Origin of the sequence: Sorangium sp. So ce394 (assembly GCF_051474665.1) — a bacterium.
Taxonomy (GTDB): Bacteria; Myxococcota_A; Polyangia; order Polyangiales; family Polyangiaceae; genus Sorangium; species Sorangium cellulosum_D.
In genome coordinates this window covers 11,761,519-11,787,535 of sequence record NZ_CP150339.1, presented here as the reverse complement: position 1 = coordinate 11,787,535, position 26,017 = coordinate 11,761,519, and the positions used below count along the sequence as shown (strand labels likewise).

Genomic DNA, 26,017 nt, shown 5'->3' with positions numbered 1-26,017 from the left:
TCGGCGTTTTCGGCGCGGAAGCGCACTCCAGTGCGCTGAGCACCGAAAACGTCGAGATGGGCCCGTATCCGCAGCGGGTGACCGCCGCTCCTAGAAGCACGCGAGCCCGCGGCGACCTTGCGTCGCCACGGGCTCGATGGGGAGGCTCCAGCGGGGAGCCGCCTCGGGCGGACCGGAGCTACTTCTCGAGCGTGAGCAGCCCGAGCTTGTAGGGCAAGCGCCCGTACTCCCCCCCGACGTTCGGATCCCTCCCCTGGTAGAGGAACCGCAGGTCGCACGCGTTGATGGTCATGCGCTCGTCGTGCCCGGAGCGGATCAGCTCGCCGTGGCTGATGTCGTCGCTCCAGTCCGCGCCATCGTACGTCACGTTCGCGGGGCCCGCGAAGGGCTTCGCCTTGGTGTCGGCCAGGGCGGCCCAGGGCCCGTCGAGGCTCTCGGAGGTCCACGACCTGAAGAAGCGAGGGCTGTTGTCGAACGCCTCCACCAGGAGCAGGTACTTGTTCGTCCCGTCGACCTTGTAGACGTTGCTGGCCTCGAACAAGAGCCCCGAGCTGGGGGCCGTCATGACGACCTCATAGCCGTCGAACTTCGGGAAGTTGTCGATGCTGACCTTGGAGCGGTAGAGCTTGCCGTCGTCCCGCGAGAAGAAGAGATAGCAGTTGGCGTCGTCGCAGATGGTCCAGAAGTCCAGCGCGCCGAGGACGTTCCCCATGGCGCCCGGCTCGCCCTTGAGCAGCGGCTGGGGGCGGCTCCAGCCGTTCATGTTGTTGATGTCGTCGTTGGTCGAGTACCTGCCGTTCCACTGGTAGATGAGGTACCACTTGTTGTGCGGCCTGAAATAGAAGACCTGGGGCGCGACCGTGCTGCCGGTGGGCCAGCTCCCCATGAAGTGCTGCTCAGCGGCGTTCGCCTGAGGGAAGTCCGTGAAGCTCGTGTAGATCGACTGCCAGTTGTTGCTCGGAGCGGTCTCGAACACGGTGGCAAAGACGTGGTACTTGTTGTCGAAGAACACGATGGTCGGGTCCTTGACCGAGGCCCAGGTGCGGCCACCAGGCGCCTTGGGGCTGATCACCGGCTGGCTCGACTTCCACTTGAACGTGGTGGGCAGGTCGCAGGTCACCGGCGGGCTGCCTCCCTCGCCGCCGCCACCCCCTTCCCCGACGGAGCCGCCGGTCCCCGCGGCCGACGTGCTGCTGCTCGTGCTCGTGACGCCTCCCCCGGTCCCCGTGGCAGGTGACCCGCCGGTGCCCCCTCCACCCGATCCCGACGTGACGCCGGCGCTCGTCGTCGTGCTCGTTGAGCCGCTCGTCCCATCGGCGGGCTCTTGCCCATCGTCCGGATCGCTGCCGCAACCGGCGAGCGCCGCGAGCACGCAGCCGAGGGCAGAGAGACCAAGGGTGGAGCGGCGCAGAGTAAGGGGTTGGCGGGGCAGATCGAGGTGAGTGGTCATGCTAGTCTCCAGAGGGATGCCCGACAGGGCCAGCGAGCTCCTCAGAGCCCGACCGTCGAGGTTGATGCGGATGAGGAAGAAGGGCCCGGTGCACAGGACGGCCCATCCAGGGCAAAGCTGAAGGATCCCCGGAGTCCTGATTGTGAGCGTTAACATGGCCGGCGTCAATCAGAAACGGGCGCGCGGCCACCCTCGATCACGACGGTCGCGCGGCGGCGGCCGGCAGCGATGCTCACGTGAGCCGCCCCACGAGGAAGGAGGCGTCCGTCGCCCTGGCAGGCTGGTCTGAGCCCCGCGGAGCTGCGGCGGGAGGCTACACCGCAGCTCCGAGCGCGTCGCGGCGCGGGACGGTGCTGCTGGAAAGATGCGAGCTGGGCTTTCCGGAGGCCAGAGCGCTCGAGCCAGCGGTGACGTCGTCGAGCGGGGTCCCCGCGCTCACTCGCTCAGCAGCGGAGCGAGCCAGGGCACGACCGGCAGAGCGTTGCTGTTTTGGACCTTCAGCTTCCATTCCTCGTCGGTGAGGCGCACCAGGCCGTCTTGGAGGACTTCGTGGTAGGCGGAGACGACGCCCGCGTACGCGCGGGGACCCTGGCAGGAGTCGACGGTTACCACCATCAGGAGCGGCATGCCGGTGCCCACGTGAAGCACGCTGGGCTGGCGAGGGACCGGCAAGTCGCCGCCGATGTCGGTGTGCACGTCGGTGATGGCGGGATCCATCTTCACGGCCTGCAGCGGGTCGAAGTGGAGCTCGCTGTACCAGCCGGAGTGGCCGAGGACGGTCCCGTCGCAGTTCACGTTGGCCGTGACGGCCCGGTTGATGAACGCGAGGTGCTCCGCGCTGTGCGGCTGGCCGCTGCGCTGGGCGCGCGCCATCTCGGCGAGCGTGAGGCTGATGCGCGCGACGCGCGCGAAGTAGTCCTCGACCTGGCCGCCGAAGCTCGGCTCGAGCTCGAGCGTGGCGGTGAGCTCCTGCGCGCGCTCGGCGAAGCGGATCACGGCCTCGAAGAACTCGGGGTAGGGGTCGACGTAGGCGTCGGGATACTCGCACGACGCGTTCGACGTGTACGACTGCTTCACGTAAAGCACGTTGTTGTGGCGGAGCTGCGCCCACGAGCTGAGCTGGGTGTTGAGCAGCCGGCGGCCCCAGGCTTCGCTGCGGGCCACCGAGGGCAGGTCCGAAGGCGGGGCGCCTGCTGCGGGCGACAGCGCGCGGAGCGCTCCGAGCCAGCCCGTGTACAGGCTGCCTTCCCAGTACTGCTCGGGGTGCTCGTCGACCAAGAGGCGCAGCGCGGAGAGCTCACCGGGATAGCCGGCCTCGACGTCGAGCTCGTCGCCGAGCAGGCCGAGCGCCTGGTCGTTGCCCAGCGCGGCGAAGGCCACGTCGAGCGGGTCGGGCACGACGCGCGTGGGCAGGCGGTCGTAGACCAGGTTCGAGAAGACGTGGCTGTCGACCGTGTAGCGCTGACCGAACAGCGCGAAGCTCAGGTTCAAGGGGAAGGTGCTCGCGCCGCCGGCGCTTCGCTTCATCACGTGGCTGGCGATCCGCTGCTCGCCGAACTGACCTTCGACGAGCGCGCCGGCGAGGGTCGCGTCGTCGACGGCGGCGATCCCGCCGGGAGCGTCGAGCGCGGTGAGCAGCTCGTCCACCTCCGGCAGCGTCATGTAGTCGTGCTCGCCGACGAACGCGCTGATGGTCGCGTCGATCGACTGGTATTGCGCGAACGTGCTCTCGTCGAGGAGCCGGCGCAGCGCGATGACGCTCTCGACCTGCCTGCGCCGCAAGACCTGCTTGCCGTCCTCCTGCGTCTCGATCAGACGAAAGTCGATGCGGCCGAGCCACATCATGCTGCGGAAGTAGCTCTCGAGGTCCGGATCGCCGTCGTAGTGCCCGCGCGGCTTGAACTGGGAGAAGTCGATGTTCCGCTTCACGCCGAACAGCACGCGCTCCTGAATCCCCGCGGCCTGCATGGCGGCGTCGACGAAGCTCTGGACCCCTGAAGGCTCGCGGGGGTCGACCTTGCCGCCGTTCAGGAGCGACACGGCCACGCCCAGGTAGAAGTTCAGATCGGACGCCGCCTCCGGCTCCAGCCTGTCGGCCGCGTGGATCAGCGAGCTGCGAATCGCGGTCAGCAAGAGCTTGAGCCGAGGCCGCAGCGCCTTCTTCTCCAGCTGCTGGAGGATCTTGTCGTGCGAGCGGTAGATGGCTTCCAGCACCATGTCGCTGCTGATGAACACCGGCAGATCCTCCATGTAAATCTGGGAATAGCCGAGGGCGAACGACGGGAATTGGTGGCCCGCGGCGATGGCGAAGCCCATCTGCGACAGGCGCTCTTTCGGAGCGCTGTCAGCCGAGAAGAAGGCGTTCAGGATCGGGTCGAGGTTCGCCGCGGCGAGCGGGTCGTAGCCGAGGTTCGGCGCGAACTCGACAGCGTGGCGCGCTCGCAGCTCGTCCGCGGTCGCCAGCCGCGCCTCGTCGAGCTCCTGGAGCAGCGGGTCGACGCTGGCCGGCGTGGAGACCGTGATCTCCGTGCCAGGGTCGATCTCGCTTGGCACCTCGGCGATCGCGCTGGGATCGGGGCCGACGGGTCCACACGAGCTGGCGCAGAGCAGCGCCAGCAGGGGCAGGGTCACTCTGGTCCCGCGCCCGAGCCAGGTCATCGTCCTTCGCGTCATGCCATTCATGTCATGCCTCCTGCTCTCCCGGTCAAAATGTGCCACCCGATCGGGGAGAGCCGGGGCTCGCGAACGGCAACCGGCGTGCCATGCGTGGCGACGCCCGCTCCGGTGGGAACGGCCTTCGACCAAGCGTCGATTTCGTGCTGGGGATGTCGAGCCGGGGAGTGCGGTGTTTGGCCGAACGCGCGGGACTCTGGATCACGCCGCCGCGCCGGCCACGCGCGCGAGCAGCGACGGCCAGCTGCGGGGCGGCTTGAACCGGTGGGCCGGCGCGGGCCCATCGACGATGTGCTCGACCTCGTCGAGGCGGCCTCCAGGGAGCAACACCCCGCCCAGCGACGCGCGCACGAGCGGTATCCGCGCCGGATCGAAGCCCATCACCTGCGACGCGATCGCGTCGACGACGCTCGGGTCGAACCCGCCGATCAAGAGCCCCGCGCGCACCGGCGTCGCGCCGAGCGGCCCCTCGCCCTCGCCCCCGACGATGCCGTCCACGATCGTCAGATACCGCCGCTGCGGCTCGCCGCGCAGGGCGCCGGCGCGGTCCGCGAAGAACAGGATCCGGTTGAGATCCAGGATGGTCCGCCAGAGCGTGTTGTTCCCCTCCCAGCTCCCGTCGATGACCTTCGGCGGCGCCGCGAGCCGCGGCGCGCGCGCGACGAGCGAGTGATCGCCCGGGAGCGGGAACCGGCTCAGCTTGTTCTCCACCGCCTCGCCGAGGCCCTGGGGACGATCGAACTCGTCGCCGCCCACCGACGGATCCCCCTCGCTGAAGTGCGGGAGCCAGTACTTCTCGTTGGTCAACCCGATCACGCTCTTCAGCGAGAGCGTGACGCCGGTCTTCTTGTGCGTCTTCAGCTTGGGCAGGTTGATGACGACATCCGCGTCGAGGAGCGTCTGCGGAATGCTGTATTCGTGCCGCTCCCCGGTGTGGTGCGGCACCGGCGTCGCGTAATGGCTGCGGTGGAAGCGGAGCGCGCCGGGGCGCGGGGCGCCCGCGCCGGCGAAGAAGCTGTCCCGGCCGAGATCGACCACGCGGTAGCCCCGGGGATCGCCGGGCAGCGGGCGGCGGAGGAGCAGCCCGAGGTTCCACGAGCGGCCGAAGCGGCGCACGTCGTCGAGCGCGAACACGGGCGCGACCCGGAAATAACGCAGGTCGATGAAATCGACGTCGTGGCCCTGGGACTTCAGGTGATCGATGACGTCGAAGATGCCGAGAGGGCCGGCGACCTTCTCGACCTCGCAGCCCTCGACCGGCGAGTCGACGACGCGCACCCGCCCGCGCGGGCCGGCGGCGCGGAGCGCATAGTCGAGCACCGGCCGGAGGAGCGAGCCGTGCGTGCTCGAGGCGGCGAGCCGCTCGCCCGTGATCTTCTGGTGCAGGTTCTTCGACGAGACGAGGTTCGGCTTGATGATGACCCGGTCGCCCGGCGCGATCAGGTCGCCGAGCGGGTTCCACGCGGGCGTGCCGGCGCGCGCCGCGTCGAGGCCGAGCCCCCGGAAGAGCGCCTCGACGGCCTCGTAGACCGGGCCCGGCGGCCCGTAGGGCGCGCGATCGGCGTAGCCGAGGCCCGGCCTCGATACCGTCACCACGCGGCCCGTCGCCTTTGCCATCCGGATCTCCCCTCTCAACCGCCGGCGCCGTTCGGGCCGGGCGACAGGATCTCCGCCGGCGCGGCGCGCTGGAAATCGACGTTCAGGCGCGAGACGCTCGCGAGGTGCTTGCCCGTGCGGACGAGCGCGATGTCGTCCGCGAACTCGACCTGGATGCGCATCCGCTCGCCGAGGAAGCGGCGGAACGTGGCGAGCACCTCGTCCAGCACCTGCTGCGAGAACCGCCCGCCCTTGACCACGCGGAACGTGATGGCGTCGCGCTCCTCCTGCACCACCTGAAAGCGCTTGATCGCGTAATCGAACTCCTTGAGGTAATGCGCGAAGAACGTGCCGGGCAGGTAACGCCCGTCCGTCCCCCGGATGATCGACTGGACCCGCCCCTCGATGCGGCCCACGCGCGGCGCCCCGCGGCCGCAAGGGCACGGCACGGCCGGATCCATCGCCTCGGCGAGATCGCCGATGCGGTAGCGGACGAAGGGCATGCAGAAGTTGTTGAGGTCGGTGATCACCACCTCTCCGATCTCCCCGGGCTCGGCCGGGCGCCCGTCGCGGAGGATCTCGACGATGTACCCCTCGGCCACGACGTGGTGGCCCTCGTGCGCGTCGCACTCGTAGGCGATGCCCGAGAACTCGCGGCTGCCGTACTTGTCGAAGACCTTGCAGCCGAACGCCTCCTCGATGAGCCGGCGGCTCGGCAGCGGCAGCGTCTGCGCGCTCGACATGATCGCGCGCGGGCGGGCCGCGACCTTGCCGGTGCCCTTCGCGTAGTGCGCCAGGAAATCGAGCGCCTCGGCGTAGCCGTCCATGAGCACCGGCTGCACCTCGGCGATGCGCGCGATCATCTTGCCCAGGTTGTCGTCGGACAGCTCGAAGATGGGGATGAACGTCCGGTTCGACAGGATGGCGTCCGCGCGCTCGCGCGCCGCCTGCCACCGGGTCATCCCGATGGTCTGGTGCCACAGCCGCAACGTCGGGTCGCCGAAGCGGTAGCCCGTCCACTCCTGCGCCCGGAGCGTCGCCGCCCAGCGGAACTCGAGCTGCGCCCGGTCGGCGTAGCAGACGAACGGCTCGCCCGTGGAGCCGCTCGTCGTGATCTTGAGGACCTGCGATTTGTCGTGGTTCTCCGACATGATGTCGAAGTAGAGGTGGCGCCGGATATCCGCCTTGGTGAGGAACGGCAGCTTGTGGAGGTCCTCCTGGCCGCGGATGTCCTCGGGCCGCAGCTTGAGCTCCTGCATGCGGGCGCGGTAATAGGGCACGTTGCGGTAGCAGTGGCGGAGCAGCCGCCGCAGCTTCTCGTCCTGGAGCTCGCGGGTCTGCGCCGGCGTGAGCCACTGCGTCTTGCGCAGCGTCTCGTAGTAGTGCTCGACGTCGCGCGTGATCATCCAGTGGGTGTGGTTGAACGCGGCGAGGTACGCGCGCCACTTCGCCGTGGTGAGCGGGTCGCGCTCCGGCGAGCGGTCGATCACCGGGTGGCGGCGGAGGTACTGCGTGGCCACGTCCGCCGGGGGCCGGCCCACGCGGTACTCCCACATCGCCTTGCCGAGGTCGTAGAACGACTTCACCACGGCGCCGGCCGCCCCCTTGTCGAGGAAGGAGACGCCCTGCCGGCGCTGCTCGAAGAGCGTCTCGACCTCCTTGTACGAGTAACCCTTGGCGTGGGCGGCGACGAGGATGAACGACTGCCAGTAGAAATAGCTGCCCTTGTACGTCAAGAGGTCCTGGAACACCTCGCGCGCGCACATCACGAAGCCGCTCTTGTTGTCCTGGAGCGACATCCCGAAGGTGGTGTTCAGCAGGGCGTTGAACCCGCGGCTCAGGTGGTAACGGCGGTCCTTGCGCCGGCCGACGGCGCTCCTCCAGCCCTGGACGACATCGACGCTGTGCTCGTAGAGCTCGCGCCGGAGGCGCAGCAGGTCCTCGGGCTGGTACTGGAGATCGGCGTCGATGATGGCGACGAGCTTGCCGCGCGCGGCGGCCGCGCCGGTGCGCCAGGCCGCGCTGATGCCCCGGTTCTGCGGGTGGAAGCACCCCACGACGAGCCCGGGGTGCGCGGCCATGAGCGCGCGGATCGTCGTGGCGGTGCCGTCGGTCGAGCCGTCGTCGACGAGGATGAGCTCCCCCGCGAGGGCGCCCTCGCAAAAGACGCCGAGGACGCGCTCGGTGAGCTCGGGGATGTTCAGCTCTTCGTTCAGACACGGCACGATGACGGAGAGCTCGATCGGGATCTCCGGAGCAGGCTCGGACTGGGGTTCGGACATGGTGGTTCGCCTATCTTGCCTGGGAGGGGGGCCGCGGCGGGGCGACGGGCGCTCGGGGCGGTCCGGGTGCACGGCGGAGGTCACCGGGGGACGCAGCGGAAGCAGGCGCGGATCGGCAGGGCGCCGTGGGGCGCCGCGCGGCGCTCGGTCACGCGGAAGTGGCGCTCGAGGAGGCGGCCGAACTCGTCCGGCGTCCACTGGTGCAGGTGATAGACGTCGCCGCCCCACTGGATGCGGTCGCGCAGGAGGTAGCCGACGGGCGTGCGGCGGACGACGCCCTTCAGCCGCGCGATGAGCGGGTCGTTCGGGACCGTGATCGCGGCGACGCCGGCGGGGCGCAGGAGGCGCGCGATGGCCGCGAGGACGGCGGCGGGGTCGACCGTGTGCTCCAGGACCTCGGTGCAGATGATGCGGTCGAAGCTCGCGGCGGGGAGGTCGAGCTTGTCGACCTCGCCCTTGAGGAAGCGGGCGTCGTAGCCCGCGAGGTTCTTGCGGGCGGTGTCGAGGAAGACGTCGGAGACGTCGATCGCCGTGATGCGCGCCCGCGGGAACATGCGCAGCACGTGGCCGCCGCCGGAGCCGACCTCGGCGAGGTCGAGGCCCGCGCAGTCGCCGAGCATGTCGCGGATGATGGCGAGCCGCTCGCGCTCGATGAGCCGGATCGGCAGCGGGGCGCGGTCGTAGTAGTCGTCGATCGGGTGCTCCCGGGCGAGGCGGTCGTTGAGCGCCTCCACGTCGATGTCGCCGGCGGCGTTCGGCATGGCGGCCCCATAGCACGGGGGCGGCGGAGCCTCACCCGGGCCGCGCGCGGCCGGGCTGAGCCGGGAGCGCGGCCGCGGCGGTCGATCGAGCCGGCGCGCAGCGCCGAGCAGGGCGTCGCCGGCGTTGTCGACGATCACGTCGAGTCGCCCCAGGTCCGCAGGAGCCTTGTCGGGTACTTCCTCCGGTAGGCGACCTCGCCGCTCCTCGGCGCGCTGCGCCGCTCCAGGGCAAAGCAGGGGTGGGCGCTGCACCTCACGAGCCGCTGACGCCCTTCATCGTCCCAGCCCTCCATCCGTACCGCAGCGTGCACCTTGGACCCGTCGAGCTCCGTCGTGAGCGGTCCCCGCCGCTTGACGCCCCACGGCGCTGGGTCGATGCTCCGGCGATCGCATGAAGCATTGGAACCGAGTTACCCAATGGCTGCTGCTCGCAGCCCTGACCATCCCTGTTCCCGCCTGCGGGGACGACTCCACAGATCCCCCGGCTGACCCGACAGGGTCGGGCGGGACCGGCGGCGGCGCCACGACCGGGACCGGCGGCGGCGGGGCCGGCGGCTCCGGCGGCGGCGCCACGACCGGGACCGGCGGCGGCGGCGGGGAAGGCGGCTCCGGCGGCGGCGCCACGACCGGGACCGGCGGCGGCGGCGGGGAAGGCGGCTCCGGCGGCGGCGCCACGACCGGGACCGGCGGCGGCGGCGGGGAGGGCGGCTCCGGCGGCGGCGCCACGACCGGGACCGGCGGCGGCGGTGCGGGCGGCTCCGGCGGCGGCGCCACGACCGGGACCGGCGGCGGCGGCGGTGCGGGCGGCTCCGGCGGCGGCGCCACGACCGGGACCGGCGGCGGCGGCGGTGCGGGCGGCTCCGGCGGCGGCGCCACGACCGGGACCGGCGGCGGCGGGGCGGGCGGCTCCGGCGCGGGCACGACCACCGGCACCGGCGGTGGCGGCGGCGCGGGCGGCGAGGCCGCGTCGGTCGAATGGCCGACGGTGACGAGCGAGATCCCGCTCGACCCCGAGATCGAGGACGCCATCGCCGAGCTGCTCGCGCAGATGAGCGCGGCGCAGAAGGTCGGCCAGATGGTCCAGCCCGAGATCCTGGCGATCACGCCGGAGCAGGTCCGCGAGTACCACATCGGTTCGGTGCTGAACGGCGGCGGCTCCTGGCCGGGCCGCTCCAAGCACGCGACCGTGGCCGACTGGGTCGCCCTCGCGGACGCCTATTACGAGGCCTCCACCGACACGAGCGGCGCGCCCGGCGAGCACCTCGGCATCCCCGTCATCTGGGGCGTGGACGCGGTGCACGGCCACAACAACGTGATCGGCGCGACGCTGTTCCCGCAGAACATCGGGCTCGGCGCGATGAACGATCCCGATCTCATCGAGGAGATCGGCGCCATCACCGCCGCCGAGGTCGCCGTCACCGGGCTCGATTGGGCCTTCGCCCCGACGCTCGCCGTGGTGCGGGACGACCGGTGGGGCCGCTCCTACGAGGGCTACTCCGAGGATCCGGAGATCGTGAAGAGCTACGCGGGCCGGATGATCCGGGGCCTGCAGGGCCGGCCGGCGGATGGCGCGGATCTGTTCAGCGACAGGCACGTGATCGCGACCGCCAAGCACTTCATGGGCGACGGCGGGACCGAGCAGGGCAAGGACCAGGGCAACACCGTCTGCTCCGAGGAGGCTCTGCGCGACATCCACGCCCAGGGCTACTTCTCCGCGCTGGAGGCGGGCGCGCAGACCGTGATGGCGTCGTTCAGCAGCTGGAACGGCGACAAGATGCACGGCAATCGGTACCTGCTCACCGACATCCTCAAGGGCCAGCTCGGCTTCACCGGCTTCGTCGTCGGCGACTGGAACGGGCACGGCCAGCTCCCGGGCTGTAGCAACGCGCAGTGCGCCGCGGCGATCAACGCCGGGGTGGACATGATCATGGTGCCCAACGACTGGAGGGCGTTCATCGAGAACACCATCGCCCAGGTGCAGAGCGGCGAGATCCCGATGGCCCGCGTCGACGACGCGGTGACCCGGATTTTGCGCGTGAAGATGCGGGCCGGCCTCCTCGGCCCCAGGGCGAGCAAGGGCGCCCCCTCGGCCCGGCCGGTCGCCGGCGACGCCACGCTCCTCGCCGCGCCGGAGCACCGGGCCGTGGCGCGCGAGGCCGTGCGCAAGTCGCTCGTCCTGCTCAAGAACAAGGGCAGCGTCCTGCCGCTCAGCAAGGCGATGAACGTCCTCGTGGCCGGCAAGACCGCGGACAACATCCAGAACCAGTCCGGCGGCTGGACGCTGACCTGGCAGGGCACCGGCAACACCAACGCCGATTTCCCGAACGCGCAGTCCATCTACGCCGGCATCAACGAGGCGATCACGGGCGCCGGGATGAGCGGCACCGCGACCCTGAGCCCCGACGGCACCGCCGCGGCCGACACCTTCGACGCCGCGATCGTGGTCATCGGCGAGACGCCCTACGCCGAGGGCCAGGGCGACATCGGCAAGTTCGAGACGCTCGAGCACGCCAAGCTCTACCCCGAGGACCTCGCCGTCATCGACACCATCCGCGCCCAGGCGCCGAGCGTGCCCATCGTCACGGTGTTCGTGTCGGGCCGCCCGCTCCACACCAACAAGGAGATCAACCGGTCGGACGCGTTCGTCGCGGCCTGGCTGCCGGGCAGCGAGGGCGGCGGCGTCGCCGACGTGCTCTTCGGCGATCACGAGTTCCAGGGCAAGCTGTCGTTCTCGTGGCCCTCGGCCGACTGCCAGACGCCCATCAACAAGGGAGACGGCGAGACGCCGCTCTTCCCGTATGGCTATGGCCTCGCGACCACCGACGCCGACGCGCTCGGCGACGATCTGCCCGAGGTCTCCACGGGCCACGGCTGCGCGGCCCCGGACCCGGGGACGGCCGGCACCACCAACGAGCCGCTCGAGATCTTCGTGGATGGCGACGAGAAGGGCGATTACGTGCTGCGCATCGGCGGCCCCTCGAACTGGGGCGGCGTCGACGTGGGCATGGGGGCCACCCTGCCCGGCGGCGAGGTCAGCGTCAGCACGGTCGACGGCGAGATCCAGGGGAGCGCCAAGCAGGTGACCTGGAGCGCGACAGGCCAGATCTACGCGCAGGTCTCGGCGGGCTCGCCCGGGGTCGATCTGTCGCCCTACTACAACTCGGAGACCTCGATCGTCTTCCGGGCGCGCGTCGATGCGCCGCCCGAGGGCGCGCTGGTCACGCTGTCGGCCCACTGCGTGTATCCCTGCTTGGGCGACATCAATATCGCCGACACGCTGACCTCCATCGCGGACGGGGCGTGGCACGAGGTCTCCGTCCCGCTGAAGTGCCTGACGGACCGCGGGCTCGACATCACCAACGTCAACACGCCCTTCCTCCTCTACTCGGAGTCGCCGATGGACGTGGCGATCGAGGACATCCGCTGGGAGCCCTTCACCGCTGGCCCCACGCCGACCTGCACGTTCTGAGCCTCTCCTGGGGATGCGGCGGATCGCGACGGTCCGCCGCCGTGGAACAGCCCCGCCGGCGACTGGCTAGAAGCCGCAGGTCGACAGGCGGTCATCGCCGACCGCGATGGTGACCACCCAGTTCTCGCCGTTCGAATAGCTCCAGTCGAAGTAGCTCTCGCCGTTGGTCACGGTGTGATGGGGCATCACGGCCCAGCGGTAGCCTCCCAGGTCCCACTCGGCGCACCAGGAGTACGGGCTCTCGTCGCAGCTCGCGGCGTAGAAGTTCCAGTATTGCCCCGTGTCCGGTCCTGACCAGGGGCCGCCGGCCACGCGCCAGTACTTGTTCCAGGGGCCCGACTGGAAGCCGCCGCCGCCCTCGTACGTCTGCGCGACATAGGTGTCGACGTAGAAGGCGGCGTTCTCGGAGCACCAGGCGGTCGCGCCCTCGTTCGTGACGATCTCGAACAGGATGTACTGGCTCGAGCTCACGCTGCCGAGGCTCGAGAAGAAGTCGTAGAGCGATTTGATGCCCACGTCGTCCGCCGGCGTGTCGACGAAGCTGTAGACCGAGACGCCGCCGCATGGCGCGCACGGGCCCCCGCAGTCGACGCCGGTCTCGCCCTGGTTCTGGATGCCGTCGCTGCAGGTCGCCCCGCCGCAGTCCGCGGCCGACACGTGCACGGGGAACGAGAGCCGGCTGCTCCCGCCAAGCACATCGGTGACCGTCACCTGGACCGTGGCGACGCCCGGGCCCGCCGGGGTGAACGTCGCGGCGCCGCCGTCGCCCGCGAGCTCGCCCGCGCCGCCCGTGAGCTCCCAGTCGACCCAGAACGCGTCGCCGTCGGGATCCGACGCCGTCACCGCGATCGCGGCGGTCTCGCACTGCGTGATGAACTTGCTCGGGGCGATGTCGATGTCGTCGATCGTCGGCGGGTCGTTCAGGGCGGCGACGACGTCGAGCCCGCCGTTCGGCGCCCCGGCGCACTGGGAGACGAGGGTGATCTCGGACGTCCCCTCGGGGTAGACCGCGGCCGTCGCCTCGGCGGGGGCGCACTCCACCGAAGGGCCGGCGTTGCCGAGCGGGGTCGCGCAGACGCGGTAGACGCCGGGCGGCAACACGAAGAGGCCGTCGGCCCCCGCGTGGACCCTGGACCCGGGAGGCAGCGCGAGCTCGGGGAGCGCCTCCTCTTCCAGCGCGCTCGTGGTCTCCGCGATGGCCGCATCACCGCAGCTGCCGTCCGCGGCAACGACCTTGTAGTGGACCGCGACGACATCGTGACGCAGGCCTCCGACCGTGAGCGCCGCACGGATGGCCCCTGTCTCCGCGGCCTCCTTCGCCGCGGCGTCCTCCGCGCCCCCGTCGCACGCCGGCGTCGCGGCGACGAGCGCGATGAGCAGCGTTTTACTCGCGCGAGAGTGGAATAAGCTTCGCATGGTGCACCTTCTCCCTGGTGACGTTCGGCAACATCATCGCGGGCGCGGCGAGCTCCGCTGACAGCAGATCTCCAGGGCGGCCCCATGGCCCCTTGCGCGCCGGGCTCCGCCTGCAGCATCGCGCATGCCGCGGTAGGGCCGACCGGAGGCGTCGAGAATTTGCGCTTCAGCGGCGCCGGAGGCGCTCTGTCAGGTCAGGAGGTTCGCGGGTCTTTGCGCCATCCCGCAACCGTTCGCGGTCTCCGGCAGCGGCTTGCGCAACTCAACGGTTGAGCTCGGTCACGGCGCCCGACGCCGTGCAGCAGAAGGGAGGGTCGCCGGCGGTCAGGGCTCGACGCGGCACGCCGCGCTGCACCCGTCGCCGGCCGCCGTGTTGCCGTCATCGCACGTCTCGAGCCCCCCGACGTCGCCGTCGCCGCACACGATCGCGGGATCGATCAGGGCGCGGCGCAGCGTCAGGGCGTCCCGGAGCGGGCCCGCGTTCGCGTTGAACTCGACAAGATCCTCCCGGGTCTCCTCGCCGGCGCTGGCCGTGTTGATCACCTGCGCCGCCCGATCGATGGCCGCGAGCGCGGCGCCCTCGTCCCACGCCGCGCTCGCGAGGCGGTCGAGCTCGGCGCGGAACCGCGCGTCGAGCGCCGGGATCTCGCGGATGCGGCGCGGGAGCACGGCGACGGGCGCGGTCTCGGTGTCGAAGCGCGGGTCGTCCAGGATGCGGTCCATCCCGTGGGGGAGGAACACGAAGCGCCCGTCGACCGGGTTCTCGTACAGGTAATAGTTGTTCGCGCGGTACGCGTAGCCGTCCCAGTGGCCGAGGAGCGCCTCGAGGGCGAAGCTCGTGATGAAGCGATCGAGGTCGAGGTGCTCGCTCACCTTCGCCGCCAGCGCCTCGTCCGGCGTGTCCCGGATGGCGTCGGCGAGCGCGCGGAGCGCGGCCGCGCCCGGGTCTTCCCCGCCGTCGAGCTCGGCGGCGCCGAGGTCGTCGACGAAATCGCCGCAGCACGGCCCCTCGTAGAGCGCCCCTTCGTCGTTCTTCTCGCCGAAATGGCGCCGCAGGAACCGCTTGTCGATGGCCTCGGTGACGACGTAGATGCCCTTGTCGACGCCGTTCAGGCTCAGCACCGCGTGCGCGGTGCGCGCGGCGGGCACCCCGGCGCGCTCGTGCATGTCCCCCCCGATCTGCTCGCGCAGGAAGCTCGAGTCCTGCTTGGCGCTGTTCAACAAGAGCTTCTTGACCCCGTCGAGCTCCGCCTGCTCGTCGAACTGGTCGATCTTGACGCTGAAGCTCGGCTTCTTCTCGAGATCCTTGATGTCGTTGCCCTTCTGCCGGATCCCGGCGCCCTCGATGACCTCGCCGTCGTAGGTCAGCGTGCACGGCACGCGGTCCTCGAGATCCGTGGCGAGCTGCTCCAGGTGGGCCTCGTCGACGGTGATCGCGATCGTGTGCAGCTTCGTCCGATCGAAGACCGCTTCGCCGGTCTCCTCGTGGACCGGACAGCCGCTCTGGCTCGCCGCGACGAGCAGGAGAGCGAGGGCGGCGGACGCGTGGCTGGTTCTCATCGTTCCCGGTTTGCTGTGGGGCATCTCTCTGGATACCGCCTCTCCTCCGCGTCCGCCCGCGTGGGCGGCGCCGGCCGCCCGTGCCGCGGCGCGGCGCGGCGCGGCGCGGCGCGATCAGAGCGCCGGGCGGCGGGGCCCGCGCTCACGGGCGCCACGGGAGCTCCTGGAGCGAGGGCGCGGCGCTGCCGGCGTCGAACACGATCATCAGCGCGCCCGGCGCGAGCGAGGGGGTGAGCCCCTCGGGCTTGAGCCCCGGGAACCGCTGGACGAGGCGCGGCGAGAGGACGCCGGCCTCGGGGCGATCGACCCGCCACAGCGCGCCGGCGTCGCCGTCGGCGGTCGAGGGCGTGGACGCGATCGCCAGCGAGCCGTCCGGCATGAAGGCGAGCTCCGAGATGCCGCCCGGCGTGGGCCGCCCGTCGACCTCCACGTCGACGCGCACGCGCGCCCACGGCGAGACGCGGGCCGCCTCGAAGCGCCTCGCCTCGTCCGCGGCCCGGCCGCCCTTCGCCCGCGCGGCCTGGACCGGGGAGGCGCCCTCGCCGCCGAAGAGCGCGAGCGGGGCGGCGACGCGCCAGATCATCGCGTTGCCCTGCGGATCGAGCGGCGCCTTCAGCCCGAGGTACAGCGAGCCTTGCCAGAAGGCGAGGCCCTCGATGTCGAGCGCCCGCGTCCCGTCCGGGAGGCCGAGCGCCGCGGCGCGCGCGGGGGCCGCGTCGAGCAGCTCCGCCAGGTGGATCTCGCCGTCGACGCGGAAGCCGCCGCCCTCCGGGCGGAGGCGGAGGAGCGCGGTCCGCGCGGGCTTGCGCTTCCCCTTCTTGCTGTAGCTCTGCGACGAGAGGAGGTAGACCTCGCCCGCGTCGCCGGCGGCGATCCCCTCGACGTCGCTCAGCTCGTCGACGCCGCTCACGGGCACCGGCTCCGGCGCGACGGCGCCGCCCGCGGACATCGCGAAGAGCCACGGCGCGCCCTCGTCGCGCTCGTGGCCGGTGTCGTCGCTGGCGATGAGGTACCGCGACTCGCCGGGGCGCGCGAGGACGCCGGACGGCTCGAGGCGCGAGCGGCCGGCCAGCGCCGGCGGCACCTTCATGGGGAGCTGCGACGCGGCGGCGGCGGCCTGCGGCGCGGCGGGGGCGGGCGCGGCGGGGGCGGGCTTGGGCGGCGCCGGGGCGGGCCTCGGCGGCGCGGCCGCGCGCGCGCCGCCAAAGGTGATGTCGAAGGCCTGGCCGGGGACGAGCGCGGCCGGCGCGTCGAGCGCGATGGTGACCACGCGGCCCCACGCGGGCACCTCCGGCGCCGGCCAGCAGCGCAGGGGGAGCTCCGAGACGACCGGGCCCACCACGGCGACCGTGCCCGGCAGCGGACCGCCGAGCTGGCCCCGGATCCAGAGCTCGGCGCCGTCGCCCTCGTGGACGCCGAGCGCGAGCCGCTCGGGGACGCAGGCGATCGCGCGCGCGCCCGACCGCGCGCTCACGAGCTGGACCACGGGCTCGCCGGCCGGGACCACGTCGCCGGGCTGCCGGTCGATCGAGGCGACGCGCCCCGCGCTCGCCGCGCGCAGCGCGTACCCGGCGCGCCGCTGCTCGAGCATCGCGATGTTCTCGGACGCGACGCGCGCGTCCGCGTCGAGCTTCGCCGCGAGCCCCGACGTCCGATCCCGGAGCTCGCTCCGGCGCCGATCGGCCGCCTCGAGCTGCGCCGCGAGCAGGCTCAGGGTCCGCGGCTTCTCGCTGGCGATCGCCGTCACCGTCGCGCGCTGCAGATCGAGCTTCGCCAGCTGGTCGACGACCGTCAGGTGGCCCTCGACGAGCGCCCTCATCCTCGCGATCTCGCCGTCCAGCACCTTCGCCTCGGCCACCGCCCGGCGCTGCTCCTCGCGCTGCTCCGCGAGGTGGCGCTCGACCGACGCGCGATCCGCGTCGAGCTCCTGCTCGACGAGGGCGAGCTCCATCCGGAGATCGGCCTCGACCTGCGCCTTCTCCGCCTTCGCGACGCTGATCTCGGCGTCGATCGCCGAGGCGTCCAGCGTCGCGATGACCTGCCCGGCCGCGACCTCCTGGCCGACGACCACCTCGATGGAGGCGATGCGGGCGGTCTCGATCGGCGAGATCGCCTCGGGCAGCGCCTCCGCGAAGCCGAAGACCTGCCCGCGCGGGCCGCCGCCGTCGAGGTGGAGCCACAGCGCGGCTCCGAACGTGAGCACGAGGGTGATCGCGGGTCCGGCGTCCTTGAGCGCCGAGCGGAGTCGCTGGTAGCTGTGCATCGGTGATCCTTGCGCGGTGATGACCACGGCGGTCGCGTCAACGGGTCGAGGGCGCCCGTGGGGCGAGCGAGGCGGGCCTCTCGACGAGGGGCCTCGGCCGCTAGAGATCCAGCGTCGGTTCCTGGAGCATGAGCGAGACGTCCTGCACGCCCGGGATGGCCTGCAGCCTCGAGACGAGCGACGCGCGGAGCTCGGGCGCGCGGACGCTGATCTGGTAGGCGTGCTCCATGAGGGTCCCCTGCGCGGCCTCCCGGAGGGTCACGAGGGAGAACGTCTGGCAGTGCGCGCGGAGGATCTTCGCGAGCGCCTCCTCCGCGTCGGGCACCGAGGGCGCGGTGAAGCGGAGCAGGCCGTCCGGCTGCCGCCGCGCGCCGTAGCCGGTGGCGTGGAGGAGCAAGGTCCCGCCCCCGAAGATCGCCGTCCCGGCGAGCGCCGCGCCGAACGCCTGGAGCCCGCAGGCGATGCCGACGCCGAGCGCCGCGAAGACGAACATGACGTCGCGCGGATCGCGGAGCGTCGTGCGGAAGCGGACCGCGCTCAGGCCCACGGCGACGCCGATGCCGGCGGCGAGGCTGCTGCCCACGGCGAGCATCAGCATGCAGGTGATGACGCTGCCCATGGCCATGCTGTGCACGGCGGAGCGGGAGTAGGAGAGGCCGCGGAAGGTGGCCATGTAGACGAGCGCGACCACCTGCCCCAGCCCGAACGCGAGCAGGAGCGCCACCAGGGCCCTGCGGAGGTCCACGGCGCTCCCCTGGGTGAGCCATCCGAGCCAGTCGATCATGACGGTCCGTCCTCGCCTGCGGCGACCGCGGGGCGTGGCCCGCCCGGGCGCGCGGGCGGTCGCCTCACGGCGCCCCGGCGGCAGCCCCCCGGCCAGGGTAGGGGCGCGCTTGCTTGATGTAGAGCGTCGGCGGCTCGTTCGGGTTCGCGTCGTCGTCGAACTTGAACTCCACGTCCATCGCGTACCAGCCGGTGTTGCCCGCCGCGGGGCCGTACGCGGGGGAGAACCGGGTGTGGATGGCGTCGAGCGCCGCGCCGAGCGCGTGGACCTGCGCCGCCGAGAGGACCGTCTCGCCCTCGGGCACGAGGGTCGAGTGCGTCAGGTAGGTGACCGGCTGGTTCGGCTGGCTGAAGAAGTAGAGGAACTCGTCGTTCGTCACGCCCGCCGGCGGGGCCACGACCTCCACGTCGCCGCCCGCCTGCACGTTGACGTAGAACGCGGGCTGGACGCCGGCCGTGTCGAACGGGTTGTTGGTGATGGCCACGCCGTTCGCCTCCTCGTCGGGGAAGTTGTGGTGCACGAGCAGGGCCATCCCGATCGACCGGTGATCGATGCCGTAATAGGTGCGCTCATCGAAGGTGCGGAGCTTCCAGGCGCTCGCGTACGTCTTGCGGATGGCGTCGAGGACGTCCTCCCAGTCGGTCGGATCGCCGGTGTTCGAGTCGTAGCAGCCGGCGCACGGGAACCCGTCGAGATCCTCGCTGTTCGTGCTGGTGCGGAACCGCATCTTGTGCCCGGGGTACTCCGCCTCGATCTTCGCCTTGAGGAGCGCCTGGAAGTCGGCGTCGACCGGCGCCGCCTTCATGGCGTCGCGGAGCGCCTTGAGCTGCTCGTCGCGGGCCGCCGGGTCGGTGTTGAACTTCGGGTCGTCGAGCATCGCCTCGATCTGCTCGTAGAAGCCGTTCTGCTTCATGAACTGGTCGTAGTAGTAGACCGGGATCGCGAACGCCTTCTGGATCGGGAGGTCGGGGATCCTCGCCAGGATGGAGTAGTGGGCCGCCTTGCCGCCGAAGGCGAGGACGGCCTGCTTGATCGCGTCCCGGAGCGGCTCGCCCTCCGGCGGATCGGGGGTCACCTCCGTGATGTCGCGCAGATCGGTGACCGTCAGGTCGAGCTCGGGGAGCGTGACGGGCTCGGGCTTGTGCGCCTCCCAGAACGCCTCGGCCTCGGCCTCGGTGACCTCGCGGACGCTCCAGGACGACGGCCCCGCGGTGAGCTCGACCAGCTTGTCCTTGAGCGCGAGCAGCTCCGGGTGGCTCATCGCGTTGCGCAGCCCCATGTTGGGCGTGCGCCGGTTCTGGGAGAGCACGTTGACGTGCGACAGCGGCGTCTGGAACTCCTCGGTGATGATCCCCTGGACGACCGAGATGTCGTTGGGCGCCTCGTCGAGCACCACGATGTCCTGATGGGACAGGTACTCGTCCTCGAGATCCGCCGCCTTCGCGAAGTGGAGGCGCCCCATGGCCTTGCCGAGCGAGAGCGGCTGGTAGTCGATCCCCGCGTAGAGATCGCCGGTGCTGACCACGGGGATGTCGGCGGGCAGCTTCGCCGCCTCGACCGCGACGGCCTCCGACGTGGGGTGGAAGGCGAGCTTCGCGCCGAAGAAGGAGGCCCCCTGCACCGCCCGGAACAGGGCGGTGATCATGTCCGCGGACGCGGTGTCGTAGGGAGACAGCTCGAGCGCCCACGTGCCGGGACCCTCGTAATGCGTCACCGCGCCGAGGACGAAGCGGCGATCCGGCGTGAAGTACTCGGTCGCGTTGAACTCGGCGAGGGGAGGGACATAGGGCAGCCCCTCGCCGGAGAGGTGCGAAGATACGAAGTCGTAATGGATCTGGTAGAGGACGCTGTTCTGGAAATAGAGCGCGTTCTGATCGGCCTGATCCAGGACCACCTTGACCGAGCGCGCGCCGGGCAAGCTCGCGTCGACGGGCGCCGACGCGAGCGCCTCGAAGTCCTCGGCGCACCCGACGCGCTTGAGGAACTCCGTCGATGCTTCGTCGCCCTTCCGCTCGCAGACCTCCGGGGCCGCGCCGACGTCGTCCGGCGCGTCGCCGCCGCCACACGCGCCCGGCAGCACCGCGGAGAGCAGGGCGAGCGTGACGATCGACGTGATGCGATTGCCTTGGTACATGAACTCCTCCTGAGACAAGTAAGCTGATCGAGGGGCGGCGCGCGCCGGCACGCCTGCGTCAGGGCGTCAGCGCGAAGCAGTAGATCCCGCCGTAGCCGCCGCCCGAGCCGACGGTCGCCTCGTTGGGCAGCGGCCCCCCGGTCTCCAGGAGGTTGATGCCAGGCGCACACCCCGACTCGTCGAGGGACGACATCCAGTTGGCCATGTTGATGTTCCCGCCGGGGCCGCCGGGGCCGCCCGCGCCGCTGGAGCCGCCGGGGAAGCCCGCGCCGCTGGAGCCGCCGGGGAAGCCTCCGCCGAAGTTCCTCGGCCACGAGTGCCCGACGCGCGGCCGCCCCTCCGCCTCCTTGTCGCCCGCCTTGGCCGTCCAGTCCTTGCACGTGGCCGTCGCGCTGTAGAGCTTGCCCTGGTCGTTGGTCCCCGTAAGGATGTCGTGGTTGTCGACCTCGGGCTGGCTCGGATCGGGCTGGTGGTTGGGGACGCCGTCCTCGTTCGGCAGATCATCGATGATCGCCTCGTCGGCCGCGATGGGGCGATCGTTGAGCAGCTCCTCCTTGTTGTTGGCGACCAGCCGGCCGAGCCGGTCGTACCAGGGCCCCTCGCCGATCCGGTCGATCGCGTCGACCTGCTTGCCGTCCTCTCCCGCGACGGCGCTCAGGAACGCGCGCCACTGCTTGCTTCCCGCGCCCGGGAGGCTCTTCTCGGCGATCGTCGCGCAGATCTTGTCCGCGCCGCGGAGGCCGGCGCCCGGGCCCGTCTCTCCGAAGCGGAGATCGCCCCCGAAGCCGTCCTCCGAGCCCGACAGCTCCTGCATGGCGACGAGGCTGGTCACGAAGAAGCTGAATTTCTCGGTCGTCCCGCCGCCGGTGCCGGTCGTGGCGCCGCCGGTGGTCGCGCCGCCGGTGGTCGCGCCGCCGGTGGTCGCGCCGCCGGTGGTGCCGCCGCCGGTGGTGCCGCCGCCGGTGGTGCCGCCGCCGGTGGTGCCGCCGCCGGAGCTCGACGACGTGCTGGTCGTCCCGTCGCTCGGCGCCTCCGCGTCCGAGCCGGAGCAGCCTACGGCGGTGGAGAGCAGCGCGACGGCGAGGGGCAGCAGCAAGGGGCGATAAGAGATGGTCATGGCGTCTGTTCCTTTGTCTTGGTTAAGCTGGGCTGTGCGCCGCGCCGGCAGCGGCGAGGCTCATTTGCAGGTGAGATCGGGCTGGCAGGTCTGGCCCTCGGGGCACTGCGAGCTGTCGTTGCACGAGGTGAGCCCCGCGATCTCGACCGACTTCTCGATCTGCGACGAGATGACGAGATCGACCCGGCCGGCGGTGATCGTCGTGGAGCCCACGGACCTGCGCGTGACGATGACGGTCGGGAAGCCAGCCACGCCGAGGTCGAGGAGCTGCGTGACGAGCGACGCCGGCACGTCGAGCGAGCCGGTGTCCTCGGCGGAGCACTCGATCATCCCCTTGGTGCCGCCGTGATGGCTGATGTCGAGCTTCACGTAGATCTCCGAGCCCCCGGCCTGTCCCGGCGGCGTCCACGCGAGCTGCACGTCTTGATCGGGATCGAGGCGGATCGTGTCGTTCAGGAGCTCGAGCGGGCTCACGCCCTTGGCCTCCACCGCGAAGGCGCCGAAGTAATCGCCGCTGGCCTCGAAGCGGACCGCCTGGCCCTCGTCGGCGGGCGGATAGCTGAGCTTCGCGCCGGCGGGAGGCTGGTAGTTGTTCGCCACGGGGGTCATGACGAGGGACGCCTCGCCCGACTCGAGGTTCAGGCCCGTCACCGTCACGGCGCCGGCGCTGTGCGCCGCCGGGTAGGGCTCGCACGTGTCGTCCTCGACGCAGACGGCGCTGCCCCCGCAGGGCTCGTTACAGAACGGGACGCGCGGCGTGAGGAGCCGGCAGCTGCCCTCCTCGGCCGCCATCTCCCAGATGATCTGCGACGGCGTGGGCCCGTCGTAGATCTTCCCGACGACCGACGTGCTGCCGGACGGCGCGTCGCCTGCCGGCGTGTCGGGGAGCGAGCGCACCTGGAAGGCGCCGACGAGGCGCGTGGGGTCGCCGGGCGGCCCGCCGGGCCCGGTGGAGCTGCCGGAGCCGCCGGAGCCGCCGCCTCCGCCGGCGCCCGTCGTGTCGCCCGTGCCCGACGTCGAGCAGTGAAGAGAAAGAAGGCTCAGGAGCCCGACGAGGACGCCGGCGCGCCCTCCGACCCCGTGAGGGAATTTTACAATTCTGCGAATTTTTCGCGACATCTCGATGACCTGGTGGAGATGTCGCAGGTTCGGGGGTCAATCTTTTTTGCGGAGGCCGCGCGGGCGCCGGCGCTCACGTGCCGCCGAGCTCGGACAGGCGCGCGCGCAGCCGCGGGGCGTGGACGCTCTGGCCGTGGCGGGAGAGGAAGTCGGCGATGGCCGCGCGCTCGTCGGCCGCCCGCCCGAGCCGGCGCAGGCACTGCACCCGCCCGACCCGGGCCTCGGCCGCGAGGGGGCCGCCGGGGCCGGCGAGGTAGCGCTCGAAGTGGCCGAGCGCCTCGGCCGGCTTGCCCTGGCGGAGCGCGATCTGGCCGAGCGACACGAGCGCCGCCCGCGCCTCGGGGCTGGACGGGTGCTGCGCGAGCAGGGCGCGGTACGCGGCGCTCGCCTCGGCGGTCTTCCCCTCCCCGAGCCGGGCCTGCGCGCGCAGGAGCAGCGCCTCGGGGCCGATCGGGAGCTCCTCCGCGCGCGGCCTGGGCGGCTGCGGGGCGCGATCCCGGGCGTCGCCCGCGCCGGTGGCCGCGGGCTCGCCCGCCGCCGAGCCCGCGTGGGGCGACGGCGCGCTCGGGGGAGCGGCCGCGCCTGCGCCCGGCGACGGCGCTCCCGGCGGCTCCATCGGCGCCGCGCCCGCGCCCGGCGAGGGCGCTCCCGGCGGCTCGCTCGGCGCCGCGCCCGCGCCCGGCGAGGGCGCGTCCTCGCCGGGCGCGGGCGCGGGGGCGGACGGCGCGCCGCTCGGAGCGAGCGCCTCGCCCGTGCCCGGCGCGGGCGGGGGCGCCTGCGAGGGCCCGTCGATCAGCTCCGCCGCGAGCGCGCCCAGGAGGGTCGCCGCGGCGGCCACGCCCGCGAGCGTCCCCGCGACCCCTCGCCGCAGCGCCGGCCGCGGCGCCGCGCGCGGCCGCGCCGCGCTCCTCGGCGCGGGCTCGACGTGGGCGCGCGCGAGCACCCGCTCCAGCAGGGCGGCGTCGCTCAGCTCGAGGCCGGCGCCGCGCTCGTCGCCGAGCTTCCCGATCGCGGCCCAGAGCTGCGCCTCGCCGCGGAGCTCGGGGTCCTCCTGCTCGGCGCGGCGGAGGAGCGCCGCGTCCTCCGGGCGGATCGGCTCGCCACGCGCCTCGGCGGCGAAGATGGCGGGCAGGCGGTCCAGATCGATCTCGGGCTTCTGGGTCCCTGTCATGATGCCCTCTTGCGGCCGATGGCGATGTCCTGGCGCACCTGCTTGCGGAGCGCGCCGATCCCGAGGCGCAGCCTGCTCTTCACGGTGTCGGGGCTGACCTCGGTCATTCCGGCGATCTCCTCGATCGAGTAATCGAGCGCATGGTGCAGGAGGATCACGTTGCGCTGCGCCTCTGGCAGCGCGTCGAGGTACGCCCGCGCCTCGCGCGGGAGCGCCTCGAACGGGGGTTGATGCGGCGCCTGGGCGACCTCCTCGTCGATCGCGCTCTCCGGCGCGACCGGCGCGCCGTCGCGGCGCTGCTGCTTGGCGTAGCGGAGGATCGTGCGGGCGGCGATGCGCCTGGCCCAGGCCTCGACGGCGGCCTCGCCGCGGTAGGTCGAGGCGCTCTCGAGGATCGCGAGCAGGGCGAGCTGCGCGGCGTCGTCGGCGTCGGCCGAGCTGCGGAGGAACGCCCGCGCGATCCGGCGGACGCGGGGGATGACGTGCGTCATGAGCCAGGCCTGCGCCTCTGGATCGCCCGCGCCGGCGCGGCGCATCCGCTCGAGATCGAGCGGCAGGGGCGCGGTGGGCGGCGGTGGGGAAGGGGGGCGGGTCATGGCGCTGGCCGGGCGCGGCTCGGGAAACGGTCCGAGGCTCGTGCGAAGAGCTCGTGTGTGCGCAGCGTCCATCGCCCCGACCTGGTGCGGCGCACGGCCCAACCCGGGTCAATTTTCTTTCCGGGCCGGGTCACGCGGCGCGGGCGGTCATCGCCGGACCGCGCCCTCCGCGGCCGGGGAAGCCGGCAAGGAGAGGCCAAGCTCCAGCCCGAGGCCGGCGACGAACCGCACCGGGTCGGGCTGGAGCGCGAGGGCCGGGTGCACCGAGGCGTCCGGCTGCGACAGGAGGACGTCCACGCCCAGCATCGCCTTGAGGCGAAGCCACTCGGTGAGCGGGTACCCGAGCTCCGCGACCGGCGCTGCGCTGACGATCACATCGGTCCGGGCCTCGGGCGGGGGCAGCTGCCGCGGCATCATCCGCGGCCACCGCCAGGGGGGAGGGAAGGGCGGCAGCGGCTCGCCCCGCTGCGGCGGCCAGGCCGGCAGCGGCCACGCGGGCGGCGACGACGGGGTGGGCTGCGGGGGAGGCTGGGGGATGCGCTCGACGACGTCGACGCTGGCGCGCGCGCCGAGCTGCAGGTCGAAGCCGAGCGGGAGCCGGAGCCGGAGCTGGCCGGTCGCGCTCACGGGGTGACGCACGAGCTCGAACCGCGACCGGTCGTCGCCGAGCGTGGCCGCAGGGACCAGATCGTACCCCAGGCCGAGGACGGCCCGATCGACCGGCGCCCACGAGGCGCGGAGCGCGGCGGCGCTCTGCCAGGGCACCTCGCCGCTGAAGTTCGCGCCGGTGTAGCCGACCTGCACGGCCAGCGTGGGCAGCGGCGGCGCCTCGGGGCGGGCGCCCCGCTCGACCGCGGGCGGCGGCGGGGCCGGCGCCGCGCCTGCAGCTGCCGCGGGGGGCGCCGCGGGCGCGGGGGCCGCGGCGGGCTCGGGGAGAGCGGCCGGCGGGGCCGCGGTCGCGGCGACATCCACCTCGGCCAGGCCGGCGATGCGCCCCTCGCGGAGCTCCTCGGCGACGGCGCCGGCGATGTTGGCGAGCGACTCGAGGGCCGCGGTGATCTGTCCGGGCGGGACCGGGATGCGGCGGCCGTAGACCTGATCGCCGCCGCGCTCGACCGCGTACAAGGCCAGCTCGTCGCTCGAGCCGGCGTCGATCCAGAGCACGCCCCGCGCGTCCCACGCGTCGGCGAGGGCGCGGGCGTCGGGGAGGAGGGTGTGCAGCGTGCGCCTCGGCGCGGCGGCACGGACGACCTGGAGGCGGACGCCGAGGGGGCGGACATGGGCTGCGACGAGGTCGATGGCCCGCTCGTCGATGCGGCCGGCGCCGGGGAAGGCCGCGAGGACGAGCACCGGCGCGCGGGCGGCGCTGGGCGCCTCGCGGGCGGCGCTGGGCGCCTCGCGGGCGGCGCTGGGCGCCTCGCGGGCGGCGCTGGGCGCCTCGGCGGCGGCCGGGAGGGCGAGGAGCGTGCAGGCCACCGCGCTCGCGGCCGTTCGGGCAGCGCGGAGGGCGAGCGCGAGCGACGCAGCCGGCACGGGCTGCGGAAAATACCATCCTTCCCTCCGGGGCACCATCCCCGGCGGGCCGCCTCGAACCGCGGAGTTCGTGCGATCACCGCGGGGCGGCGG

General features: G+C 72.5%; 16 protein-coding genes and 1 pseudogene. 1 reads left to right on the top strand and 16 read right to left on the bottom strand.

Annotated features, from left to right (window positions below):
* Positions 1-178 precede the first annotated feature (178 nt).
* From WMF33_RS43525 to WMF33_RS43500, 6 genes are all read right to left on the bottom strand, one after another.
* Positions 179-1,450 (bottom strand): non-reducing end alpha-L-arabinofuranosidase family hydrolase, encoded by a 1,272-nt coding sequence (locus WMF33_RS43525; RefSeq protein ID WP_437334112.1) that lies wholly within the window; start codon positions 1,448-1,450, stop codon positions 179-181.
* A gap of 435 nt (positions 1,451-1,885) precedes the next feature.
* Entirely contained in the window at positions 1,886-4,123 is a 2,238-nt protein-coding gene (locus tag WMF33_RS43520) for a DUF3160 domain-containing protein (protein WP_437334111.1), read from the bottom strand.
* 201 nt (positions 4,124-4,324) lie between these two features.
* A complete protein-coding gene (locus WMF33_RS43515) occupies positions 4,325-5,740 on the bottom strand; it encodes a DUF362 domain-containing protein (RefSeq protein ID WP_437334110.1) in 1,416 nt (471 codons plus the stop codon).
* Between the two features lie 14 nt (positions 5,741-5,754).
* The gene (locus WMF33_RS43510) at positions 5,755-8,001 is read right to left on the bottom strand and encodes a glycosyltransferase (protein WP_437334109.1); all 2,247 of its coding nucleotides are present in this window, start codon (positions 7,999-8,001) and stop codon (positions 5,755-5,757) included.
* 80 nt (positions 8,002-8,081) lie between these two features.
* Positions 8,082-8,762 (bottom strand): methyltransferase domain-containing protein, encoded by a 681-nt coding sequence (locus WMF33_RS43505; RefSeq protein WP_437334108.1) that lies wholly within the window; start codon positions 8,760-8,762, stop codon positions 8,082-8,084.
* Positions 8,763-9,035: 273 nt separating this feature from the next.
* Positions 9,036-9,791 (bottom strand): hypothetical protein, encoded by a 756-nt coding sequence (locus WMF33_RS43500; protein ID WP_437339604.1) that lies wholly within the window; start codon positions 9,789-9,791, stop codon positions 9,036-9,038.
* Between WMF33_RS43500 and WMF33_RS43495 the strand changes: the two are divergent.
* Positions 9,676-12,231: pseudogene (locus tag WMF33_RS43495) on the top strand (glycoside hydrolase family 3 protein); the annotation flags it as partial. The gene WMF33_RS43500 and the pseudogene WMF33_RS43495 sit on opposite strands and share 116 nt — an antisense overlap.
* Before the next feature lie 66 nt (positions 12,232-12,297).
* Here WMF33_RS43495 and WMF33_RS43490 read toward each other — a convergent pair.
* The 10 genes from WMF33_RS43490 to WMF33_RS43445 form a co-directional block, all read right to left on the bottom strand.
* Positions 12,298-13,647, bottom strand: a complete 1,350-nt coding sequence (locus WMF33_RS43490; RefSeq protein WP_437334107.1) for an Ig-like domain-containing protein — start codon at positions 13,645-13,647, stop codon at positions 12,298-12,300.
* Between the two features lie 324 nt (positions 13,648-13,971).
* Positions 13,972-15,207, bottom strand: coding sequence for a CotH kinase family protein (locus tag WMF33_RS43485; protein WP_437334106.1), 1,236 nt, complete (start codon positions 15,205-15,207; stop codon positions 13,972-13,974).
* Between the two features lie 142 nt (positions 15,208-15,349).
* Positions 15,350-17,470, bottom strand: a complete 2,121-nt coding sequence (locus WMF33_RS43480; protein WP_437334105.1) for an HlyD family secretion protein — start codon at positions 17,468-17,470, stop codon at positions 15,350-15,352.
* Positions 17,471-17,570: 100 nt separating this feature from the next.
* Complete coding sequence (locus WMF33_RS43475) at positions 17,571-18,254, bottom strand: DUF4956 domain-containing protein (protein ID WP_437334104.1); 684 nt, start codon at positions 18,252-18,254, stop codon at positions 17,571-17,573.
* A gap of 64 nt (positions 18,255-18,318) precedes the next feature.
* Positions 18,319-20,388 carry a PEP/pyruvate-binding domain-containing protein gene (locus WMF33_RS43470; protein WP_437334103.1) on the bottom strand — a complete coding sequence of 690 codons (2,070 nt, stop codon included), beginning with the start codon at positions 20,386-20,388 and terminating at the stop codon, positions 18,319-18,321.
* A gap of 58 nt (positions 20,389-20,446) precedes the next feature.
* On the bottom strand, positions 20,447-21,505 hold the full coding sequence (locus WMF33_RS43465; RefSeq protein ID WP_437334102.1) for a hypothetical protein: 1,059 nt from the start codon (positions 21,503-21,505) through the stop codon (positions 20,447-20,449).
* 60 nt (positions 21,506-21,565) lie between these two features.
* Positions 21,566-22,624 carry a hypothetical protein gene (locus tag WMF33_RS43460; protein WP_437334101.1) on the bottom strand — a complete coding sequence of 353 codons (1,059 nt, stop codon included), beginning with the start codon at positions 22,622-22,624 and terminating at the stop codon, positions 21,566-21,568.
* A gap of 73 nt (positions 22,625-22,697) precedes the next feature.
* Complete coding sequence (locus tag WMF33_RS43455; RefSeq protein WP_437334100.1) at positions 22,698-23,795, bottom strand: tetratricopeptide repeat protein; 1,098 nt, start codon at positions 23,793-23,795, stop codon at positions 22,698-22,700.
* The gene (locus tag WMF33_RS43450) at positions 23,792-24,391 is read right to left on the bottom strand and encodes an RNA polymerase sigma factor (protein ID WP_437334099.1); all 600 of its coding nucleotides are present in this window, start codon (positions 24,389-24,391) and stop codon (positions 23,792-23,794) included. The genes WMF33_RS43455 and WMF33_RS43450 overlap by 4 nt, the downstream gene beginning before the upstream one ends.
* A 147-nt stretch (positions 24,392-24,538) precedes the next feature.
* Positions 24,539-25,924, bottom strand: coding sequence for a hypothetical protein (locus WMF33_RS43445; RefSeq protein WP_437334098.1), 1,386 nt, complete (start codon positions 25,922-25,924; stop codon positions 24,539-24,541).
* Positions 25,925-26,017: the final 93 nt, after the last annotated feature.